This is a genomic window from Altererythrobacter sp. C41 (genome assembly GCF_016803135.1).
Classification (GTDB): Bacteria; Pseudomonadota; Alphaproteobacteria; order Sphingomonadales; family Sphingomonadaceae; genus Pelagerythrobacter.
Genome location: NZ_JAEVFE010000011.1, coordinates 64,439 through 73,328, shown reverse-complemented (window position 1 = coordinate 73,328; position 8,890 = coordinate 64,439). Strand labels below are relative to the sequence as shown.

General features: G+C 62.7%; 7 protein-coding genes and 1 pseudogene. 2 read left to right on the top strand and 6 right to left on the bottom strand.

Annotated elements, in window-relative coordinates:
* Both JNO53_RS14190 and JNO53_RS14185 read left to right on the top strand, forming a co-directional pair.
* A pseudogene (locus JNO53_RS14190) lies at positions 1 to 173 on the top strand (FAD-binding protein); the annotation flags it as partial.
* A gap of 414 nt (positions 174 to 587) precedes the next feature.
* Positions 588 to 2,918 (top strand): TonB-dependent receptor domain-containing protein, encoded by a 2,331-nt coding sequence (locus tag JNO53_RS14185; RefSeq protein WP_203112844.1) that lies wholly within the window; start codon positions 588 to 590, stop codon positions 2,916 to 2,918.
* A gap of 451 nt (positions 2,919 to 3,369) precedes the next feature.
* Here JNO53_RS14185 and JNO53_RS14180 read toward each other — a convergent pair whose 3' ends face one another.
* The 6 genes from JNO53_RS14180 to JNO53_RS14155 form a co-directional block, all read right to left on the bottom strand.
* The gene (locus JNO53_RS14180) at positions 3,370 to 4,755 is read right to left on the bottom strand and encodes an OprO/OprP family phosphate-selective porin (RefSeq protein WP_203112841.1); all 1,386 of its coding nucleotides are present in this window, start codon (positions 4,753 to 4,755) and stop codon (positions 3,370 to 3,372) included.
* A gap of 64 nt (positions 4,756 to 4,819) precedes the next feature.
* Positions 4,820 to 5,005, bottom strand: a complete 186-nt coding sequence (locus JNO53_RS15520) for a DUF2292 domain-containing protein (RefSeq protein ID WP_203112837.1) — start codon at positions 5,003 to 5,005, stop codon at positions 4,820 to 4,822.
* The gene (locus tag JNO53_RS14170) at positions 5,002 to 6,054 is read right to left on the bottom strand and encodes a sulfate/molybdate ABC transporter ATP-binding protein (RefSeq protein ID WP_238401945.1); all 1,053 of its coding nucleotides are present in this window, start codon (positions 6,052 to 6,054) and stop codon (positions 5,002 to 5,004) included. Before JNO53_RS14170 ends, JNO53_RS15520 begins: the two co-directional genes overlap by 4 nt.
* Positions 6,051 to 6,887, bottom strand: a complete 837-nt coding sequence (gene cysW / locus JNO53_RS14165; RefSeq protein ID WP_203112831.1) for a sulfate ABC transporter permease subunit CysW — start codon at positions 6,885 to 6,887, stop codon at positions 6,051 to 6,053. Before cysW ends, JNO53_RS14170 begins: the two co-directional genes overlap by 4 nt.
* Entirely contained in the window at positions 6,884 to 7,753 is an 870-nt protein-coding gene (gene cysT, locus JNO53_RS14160; RefSeq protein ID WP_274380888.1) for a sulfate ABC transporter permease subunit CysT, read from the bottom strand. Before cysT ends, cysW begins: the two co-directional genes overlap by 4 nt.
* A 13-nt stretch (positions 7,754 to 7,766) precedes the next feature.
* Complete coding sequence (locus JNO53_RS14155) at positions 7,767 to 8,822, bottom strand: sulfate ABC transporter substrate-binding protein (RefSeq protein WP_203112828.1); 1,056 nt, start codon at positions 8,820 to 8,822, stop codon at positions 7,767 to 7,769.
* Positions 8,823 to 8,890 lie beyond the last annotated feature (68 nt).

Sequence of the window (8,890 nt, the reverse complement as noted above, 5' to 3'; positions counted from 1 at the left end):
ACATCGCCATCGGCATCTCGGGCGCCATCCAGCACCTCGCCGGCATGAAGGACTCCAAGACCATCATCGCCATCAACAAGGACGAGGACGCTCCCATCTTCCAGGTCGCAGACATCGGCCTCGTCGCTGACCTCTTCAAAGCCGTGCCGGAGCTAACGGAAACCGTGCGCTGAGGGGCACTGCGCGGGAGCGAAGTTAGTCTGGGCGCTTCAGCATCTGTCCGCCAATGGATCGGCCTCAAAAAAGAGTCGACAGAATTCGCATGGCCGAAAATTCCTGGGGTCCCGCCAAGTTGGCTTGCTCCCGGCTCAATTGGTTTTAACCACGGTATTTCAATCGATCTACAAAAAACCAACTAACGTGAAGCGATCCAAAATTCCGGCGGTGGGAAGGGGCGGAGACCCACACTGTCGACAGTTATAAGATAAAAGAGAATTTCGGCGACATCCAATCTGAGTTCCCGTCCTGACCGGAAGCGTTCGGCAACGTCTCGAATGCAAAACTTGTCAGATCCGGTGGCCGCAAGAGCGGATGTCTGAAGCAACGGACAAGGACATAAGTCCTACGAGCACTGGGAGAGCACTGCCGTGAGGTTTGGACACATTTGCAAGACGCTGTTTCTGACATCCAGCTTGGTCGTATGGGCCGCGCCCGCTTACGCGCAGGACGAAGTCCCGGCGGACGATCGTGAAAACAGCGCGGAATCGGGCGAGATCATCGTCACGGCCACTCGTAGGGATCAGGCGCTGCAGGATGTGCCGATCGCCGTCACCGCGATCGGTGAAGACGCGCTGCGCCTAAACCAGGTGAACTCCGTAAGCGATATGGGCTCGCTGACACCCAACATGATCTCGGTGGCGGGAACCGCGGGAGGCGCCAAGTCGGCCCCCCAGTTCTCGATCCGCGGACAATCGCAGCAGGAGCGCGGCGGCTTGTCGGATCCTTCGGTCGGCGTCTACTTCGGCGATGTCGTAATGGCTCGAACCCAGGGTCTCAATCAGACCCTGTTCGACGTCCGCAGCGTCGAAGTCATTCGCGGACCGGTCGGAACGCTGTTCGGCAAGAATGCAACAGGCGGCGCGGTCATTATCCGGCCCAACCTCCCGACGACCGATGGCTTCGAAGGCGGTGTCGGAATCACCGTCGCCGAGTTCAATACGATCAACGCAGATGCCTACATCAACCTTCCCGTTTCGGATTCGCTCGCCTTCCGCTTCGGCGCGGCCGCGTCGAATGATGACGGCTACATTTTCGACGAGGCGCTGGGGCGGAACATCAACGACACCGCGACGGCGTCCCTCCGCGGATCGGCGCTGCTGCGCTCGGGCCGTTTCCAGAATGTGACGATGGTCAACTACTTCGCGGAGAACGATGGCGGAGCGGGCGGTGTCGCCAGATACCTTAATCCCGAAGGGGCCATTGCAAGCCTTGCCGCCATTCGAAACTACCGCCCCGTGGATGTGCTCCTGGCAGAGCAGGCGGCTCGCGGCGATCGGCGGATCAACAATGGTACACCGGAGTTCAACGTCGTTGAGACCATCGACGTCCACAATACCACCAGCTTCGACCTCAGCGATAGCGTAACGCTGAAGAACATATTCGGCTGGCGCAAGGTGGACAGTCATATCCTGGTCGATTTGGACGGGACCGAGCACCCGCTCCTGCACACCGAGATTTTCGATAACTCCAAGCAGATCAGCAACGAGTTGCAATTGCTGGGGAGCACTGGCGCTCTCGACTGGATCGTCGGCGCCTACTTCTTCAATGAGAAGGGCGACAACAACGCCGCCAGCACCATTCTCGGGACTGAGCAGGGCGGCATCGAGCCAGCGACGACGTTCCGCCCGGGTGCGACCAACAACCGCCAGAAGTTCGAGAACACCAGCTACGCGGTGTTTGCCGAGGGCACTTACGAGTTGCTCGATGGTCTGTCGCTTACGCTCGGTGGGCGGTACACCTGGGACGAACGCCAAGCGACGATCCTGAACCGCGTGATCGACACGCGCTGCGGCTTCACTGTCGATGATGACAACGATCCGGCCACGCCGGAGGTAAATCCCGGTGACGGACCGGGATGCCGCGTCGATGACTCGGCGAAATTCGATGCGTTCACCTACAACGTGGCGCTGAACTATAAGCCCGACACCGATACCTTGCTTTACGCGAGCTTGCGGCGGGGTTTCCGCGCGGGAGGCTTTGCCGCCCGGGCCGTCACCGAGGCGGGGCTGCGGCGTCCGTTCGACCCCGAATTCGTGCGCAACTTCGAGGTGGGCCTGAAGAGAGATTGGCATTTTGGAGGTGCATTCCTCCAGACCAACCTCGCTCTGTTTCGCTCGAAGTACTCGAACGTCCAGCGACAAGCAGTCGACACGACCACGACAAACCCCTTCACAGTGGTCGTCAACGCTGCAGAGGCGACGATCCAGGGCATAGAGCTGGAAGCGACCTTCCGTCCGATCGACAGGATTACTCTGTCCGGCTTCTGGGGGTACACGGACGCGAGCTTCGACGAGTTCATCGATCCGTTCACCGGAGAAGATCTTTCGGATCAGGAGTTCGCGCGCGTGCCCAAGAACAACTGGCGCGTGTCTGGAACGGTCGATCTCATCGAAAGTCAGGACTTCGGCAATGTCAGCTTCACTGCCGCTTATTCCGGCCGCGATAGCTATCTCGACACGGACAACGCCGTGGCGCCTTGGGGCCTTATTCCGTCACATCAGCAATTGGATCTCTATCTGAAAGCTGCAGACATCGGTGAGACAGGGTTCGACGTCACCCTCTTTGCCAAGAACGTGACCAACGAGACCGAGTTTCAGCCGCTCGCATCCGTATATTCGTCAATTGGGTTCGCCGCCGCCGTGCCGGGAGCGCCGCGCCAGTTCGGCATCCAGCTGCGATATGATTTCACGGGGAACTGATGAGATGGAGGCGGGCGTCCACCTGGAGGCTCGCGCCGCTTAAGTGTCCCTAGGGAGATGCCAAGCGTGTTTGTTACGAAACTACGCGTGGCATCTATTGCATACGTCTTCGCGTACAATCTTGTCCTCTGCAGCCGGCCTCCCCCAATAGGAGCTCAACCTGCGGCAAAGGACGCCTCTGCTCTTGAGGAGGGGGCGGCCTAACCGCGACGCGCTTTTGGCATCCTGATCTGTCTGAGCCTCAAATCCAGCTCAACGGCGCAACACGGCTCCGGCTGCGCGGACGAGCTATATGATGGCGCGACGTTCCTTGATCCTGTGCATAAGCGGCTGCCGTCCGCTCGCTCGCGGGGGATTGACCAGGTATCACCTCGAGAGCGCTTTTGCACTTCCGTACGCCAGCATCGTCGGCATTTCGGAGATGCCCTGGCGCCTTTATTTGCCTCCCTTTTCAAAAGCTGACCTGGATGCGTCCTCCGACAACGTCGGCGGAATAGTTGCGGTTCGCTCCCGAGCCCGCCTGTGCGGCATCGTCGTATTCGAGGTGGGCGTAGTTCAGCAGGAAGCGCAGATTCTCGGCAGGCCACCATGAGAGCCCCGCGATATAGCCGTTCTGCTTGCCGCCGATCACGCCCGCGGATCGGTCGACTAGGTCGAGATAGTCGTACCGCAAGCTGAGTGCGATGGCACCGACGCCGCCGTCGCCTACCGGTTCGGAGATCCTGGGCGCGCGGATGGTGCCGCTGCGATACCCTAGGCTGTCGTCGGTCAGGAAATATCCCAGTTCCGCATAGCCACCGAAGAAACCCGCGTTGAGGGCCGCGTCGCGGGAGACGTCGAGCCAGTGCGCCTCGCCCGCGGCGTGGAAGCGTCCCGCGATCGCCAGCGCTTCGACGCCGTAGCTCTTCTCGGACCGCACGCCTTCGACATCCCCGGTGTCGACGAACCGAACGTCGGTACTGTGGATCAGCGGCCGCTGGCGATAGCGTCCGCTGGTGAGGGCGTCCCCAAGGTCGCGCCAGTGGGCCGAACCGCCGAAGTGCAGTTGCATGTCTCCGAGCTTGGGCGCGAAGACCGCGCGACCGTCGATACTGACGGAGTTGTTCCCGTCGTCGGAAAGATCGGCCACGTTGTCGGTGAATACGCCGCCCTGCAGCAGCACCGGACCGGTTGCGTATTGCGCCGACAGGCCGAGCCGCCGCTCGAACCCGAAAGCATCGGTGAAAGCCGCACGTTCGACCAGCACGGTGTCGTTCGCGCCGGTGAGTTCGTCGAGCGACTGGAAGTTGTTGTGCTGTCCCGCGGTCACCGTCAGCCCGTCGGCTTTGTAGGTGATATACCCGTCCCACAACTGGGCCGAACCATCGGCGAACTCCAGCTCCAAGCGATATCCGAACCCGCCGGGAATGCTCCCTTCGGCACCAAGACGGACGCGGCGCAATTCGCTGGAGAAGCCTGTTCCGTCGTCCGCGATGCCGTCGGGGGCGCTCAGATGGCCGAAATCATACTGCAGCCGCCCGCGCGGCTTGAACGTCCATCCGTCGTCGGAAGAAAACTCAGGCGCACCCTTCCACGCGATCTTCGTTCCGGCAGAGGCGTCCTTGGTGGCCTGCGCCGTTTCGATCGCCTCGGTGGCGCGGGTTTCGGCTTGGGCGGCTGCCGCCTGCTGCGTCTCGATCGCGGCTTCCAGCGCGTCGATCTGGTTGCGGAGCGCCTCAAGTTCCTCGCGAAGCTGACGCATCTCCGCAGTGGAGGTATTGGCATCCTGCGCCAGCGCCGACCCGGGCAATCCCAGAGACAGCGCAAGGGCTGTTCCCGTTAGAAAACGTGCGATCATGGTCGTTCCTTTTTTCGATCGCGACGCTTCCGGTGGACCGGTCGGCATCGAAGCTGATGGTTTGCTACTTACCCGGTCGCAGCCGGGTCCTTTCGGTCACGTCGATCTGGACGATCCGGTCGTCATGCATGGTGACGGCGACCGTGCCGTAGCGCAGCGCGAGCAGCGCCTCGCGAATGCTGGTGAGGCCCTGTTCGACATGCTGGCGCTTGGTCGGGCTGATCTCGCCCGTATGTTGGATGATCGTCACGGCCGTGCCTTCTCATCAGGAAACAGCCGCCCGCGGGTGATGCGCAGCGCGAGCCGTTGGCCGGGCTCCGGCGGGGGGCGGTCGGTCGCAAGATCGATTTCGATGACGCGCGAAAGGCCGCTTACAGTTCCCTCGACCCGCCAGTTGCCGCCCGTGCGATAGGCGCCCGTCACGATCATCGGCAGGCTTCCCGCCTGGTCGCCATCGAGCGCAATGTCGTGGGGGCGAAAGTCCAGCCGTGCGGAACCTTCGGCCACGCCTGCCGCATCGACCGCAATCGGGCGATCGTGGAACCGCGGCACGCCGTCGGCTACCGTCACTGGAAGGCTGTTGGTGTCTCCGACAAAGCCCGACACGAAGCTGCTGCGCGGGGCCATGTAAATATCCTCGGGCGGACCGATCTGCTCGATCGCGCCGTCGTTCATCACGACCACGCGATCGGCCAGCTCGAGCGCCTCCTCCTGATCGTGCGTGACGAAGATCGAGGTCAGTTTCATCTGCTCGTGAAGCTGCCGCAGCCAGCGGCGCAGCTCCTTGCGGACCTTGGCGTCGAGCGCGCCGAAGGGTTCGTCGAGGAGCAGGAGCTGCGGCTCGACCGCAAGCGCCCGCGCCAACGCGACGCGTTGCCGCTGACCGCCGGAAAGCTGCGCCGGGTAGCGATCCTCCAGCCCTCCGAGCTGCACGAGCTCGAGCAGATCTCTGGCGCGGGCGCGGATTTCGGGCTTGCGCGGACGCTGCCGGCGCGGGCGCACGGAAAGGCCGAAGCCGACGTTGTCCGCCACGCTCATGTGCCGGAACAGCGCATAGTGCTGAAACACGAAACCCACCTTGCGGTCGGCAACCTTGAGGTCGGTCACGTCCTCGCCGTTGAAGGACACACGGCCGGCATCGGGAAAGGCGAGCCCCGCGATAATGCGGAGCAGCGTCGTCTTGCCCGATCCGGATGGCCCGAGCAGTGCGAGAAACTCATCGTCACGCACTTCGAGATCGATGTTCCTGAGCGCGTCGAAAGTGCCGAAGCGTTTCGAAATTCCATCGAGGCTGATCAATGTCCCGCACTCCCGTGATGATATCCGAAGCGCCATTCGAGGATCGACTTGAGCACCAGCGTCAGCAGCGCGAGCAGCGCGAGCAGCGAAGCGACCGCGAAGGCGGCGACGAAGTTGTATTCGTTGTAAAGAATCTCGACGTGCAGCGGCATCGTGTTGGTCAGCCCGCGCAAATGGCCGGAGACGACCGAGACGGCGCCGAATTCGCCCATCGCGCGGGCGTTGCACAGCAGCACTCCGTAAAACAGGCCCCAGCGGATATTCGGCAAGGTCACCCTCAGAAATGTCTGGAACCCGCTTGCGCCGAGCGACAGCGCGGCTTCCTCGTCATCGCGGCCTTGTTCCGCCATCAGCGGGATCAACTCGCGCGCGACGAAGGGAAAGGTGACGAAGATCGTCGCCAGGACGATGCCGGGCACGGCGAAGATGATCTGTATATCGTGCTCGCGCAGCCAAGGACCCAACCAGCCCTGCATGCCGAACAGGAGCACATAGACGAGGCCCGCGACCACCGGCGAAACCGAAAACGGGAGGTCGATGAAGGTCACCAGCAGGCTCTTGCCCGGAAAATCGAACTTCGCGATCGCCCAGGCGGCGGCGATGCCGAATACGACGTTGAGCGGGACGCTGATCGCAGCCACCGTGAGCGTGAGCTTGATCGCCGCAATGGCGTCGGGATGCGTCAGCGTGGCTCCGTAGGCTTCGAAACCCCTCGCCAGCGCCTCGGCGAACACGGTGGCCAGAGGGAGGACCAGGAACAATACCATGAAGGTCAGCGCGACGGCGACGAGCCACCGCGCCCCGCCGGATTTGCGGTACACCGAAGCGGTCATGCGCCGACCCTCCTGCGGCTCCACGCCTGCACGAGATTGATGAACAGCAGCATCGCGAACGAGACGAGCAGCATGACCACAGCCATCGCGGTCGCCCCGGCATAATCGTATTGCTCGAGCTGAGTGAGGATCAGCAGCGGCGCGATCTCCGACTCGAAGGGCATGTTGCCGGCGATGAAGATGACCGACCCGTACTCGCCGACGCCGCGCGCCAGAGCGAGCGCGAAGCCGGTGAGCAGCGCGGGCAGGAGGGTGGGCAGAATGACCCGTGTAAAGACCTGCCGCGGCGTTGCGCCGAGTGAGAGCGCCGCTTCCTCGACCTCGCTGCTGAGGTCCGCGAGCACCGGCTCTACCGAGCGGACGATGAACGGCAGCCCGATGAAGATCAGCGCGATCGTGATTCCGATCGGATTGTAGGCCACGCGGATTCCGAGCGGTTCCAGGAACTGACCGATCCAGCCGTTGCCCGCATATATGGCGGTGAGCGCAATGCCGGCCACGGCGGTCGGGAGCGCGAAGGGCAGGTCGATCAGCGCGTCGAAGATCCGCTTGCCGGGAAACTCGTAGCGAACGATGACCCACGCGACGATCATGCCGAAGACCGCGTTGACCAGCGCGGCCGCAAACGCGGTGCCGAAGCTGACCTGATATGCGGCGATTGCGCGCGGCGAGAAGCCGACTTCGAGAAATTCCTCCAGCCCCATCCCGGCGGCGCGGATGAACACCGTGCTCAGAGGGATGAGCACGATCAGCGAGAGCCAGGCAAGGGTGAAGCCCATCGTCAGCCCGAAACCGGGAATGATCGATTTGCGGCCCTTGCGTGGCTTGCGGGTGAACTTGGCGGGCATCTGCAGTGGTCTGCTCAATGCGGATCGCGCGTCAGCGCTTCGCGTCCGCGAAGATCTCGTCGAACACGCCGCCATCGTTGAAGAAGCGCTTTTGCGCCGCCTGCCAGCCGCCGAACGCACCATCGATCGTGACCAGGTTCACTTGCGGGAACACGGCGGCATACTTGGCTTTCGCGGCGTCCGAGGTGGGGCGATAGAAGTGCTTGCCGATCACGTCCTGCGCTTCGGGCGTGTAGAGAAAGCGCAGATAGGCTTCGGCGACTTCGGTGGTCCCATGGCGAGCCGCGTTGCCGTCGAGCACGGCCACCGGCGGTTCGGCCAGAATGGAGATTGAGGGGACCACTATGTCGAATTCGCTCTCGCCCAGTTCCTTCTGCGCGAGAAAGGCCTCGTTCTCCCACGCGAGCAGGACATCGCCGAGGCCGCGTTCGGCAAAGGTCGTGGTCGAACCCCGGGCGCCGCTGTCGAGCACCGGGACGTTCGCATAGAGCTTGCGGACGAAGTCCTCCGCCGCGGCGTCGGTGCCATGGGTTTCCCGGGCGTAGGCCCAGGCGGCAAGGAAGTTCCAGCGCGCCCCGCCGCTCGTCTTCGGATTGGGGGTTATCACGCTCACGCCCGGCTTCACGAGATCGTCCCAGTCGCGGATGTTCTTCGGATTGCCCTCGCGAACGAGGAAAACGATCGTGGAGGTGTAGGGCGAGCTGTTGTTGGGCAGCCGCTGCTGCCATTCCTCGGCGAGCGCGTCGGTCTTGGCGGCGATCTCGTCGATGTCATAGGCAAGCGCGAGGGTGACCACATCGGCGTCGAGGCCATCGATGACAGCGCGCGCCTGCTTGCCTGCGCCGCCGTGGCTCATGTTGATCGTCACGTCCTGGCCGGTGCGGGCCTTCCAGGATGCGGCAAAGAGCGGATTGATCTCCTCGTAGAGCTCACGCGTGGGATCATAGGAGACGTTGAGGAGCTCGATAGCGCCGCTCTCTCCCGCCCCGTCCGAACGACCACCTTGCGAGCAGGCGGCTGCAGCAAGAACGGTCGATCCGAGCAAGGCGCTCAGGGCAGCATGCCGCCAGTTCCACTTCGATTTCATTCAGCGTCTCCGATCGATTTCCCATTATTCCTACCTGCAAAATGGGGAATTGCAAGACGCAGAACAGA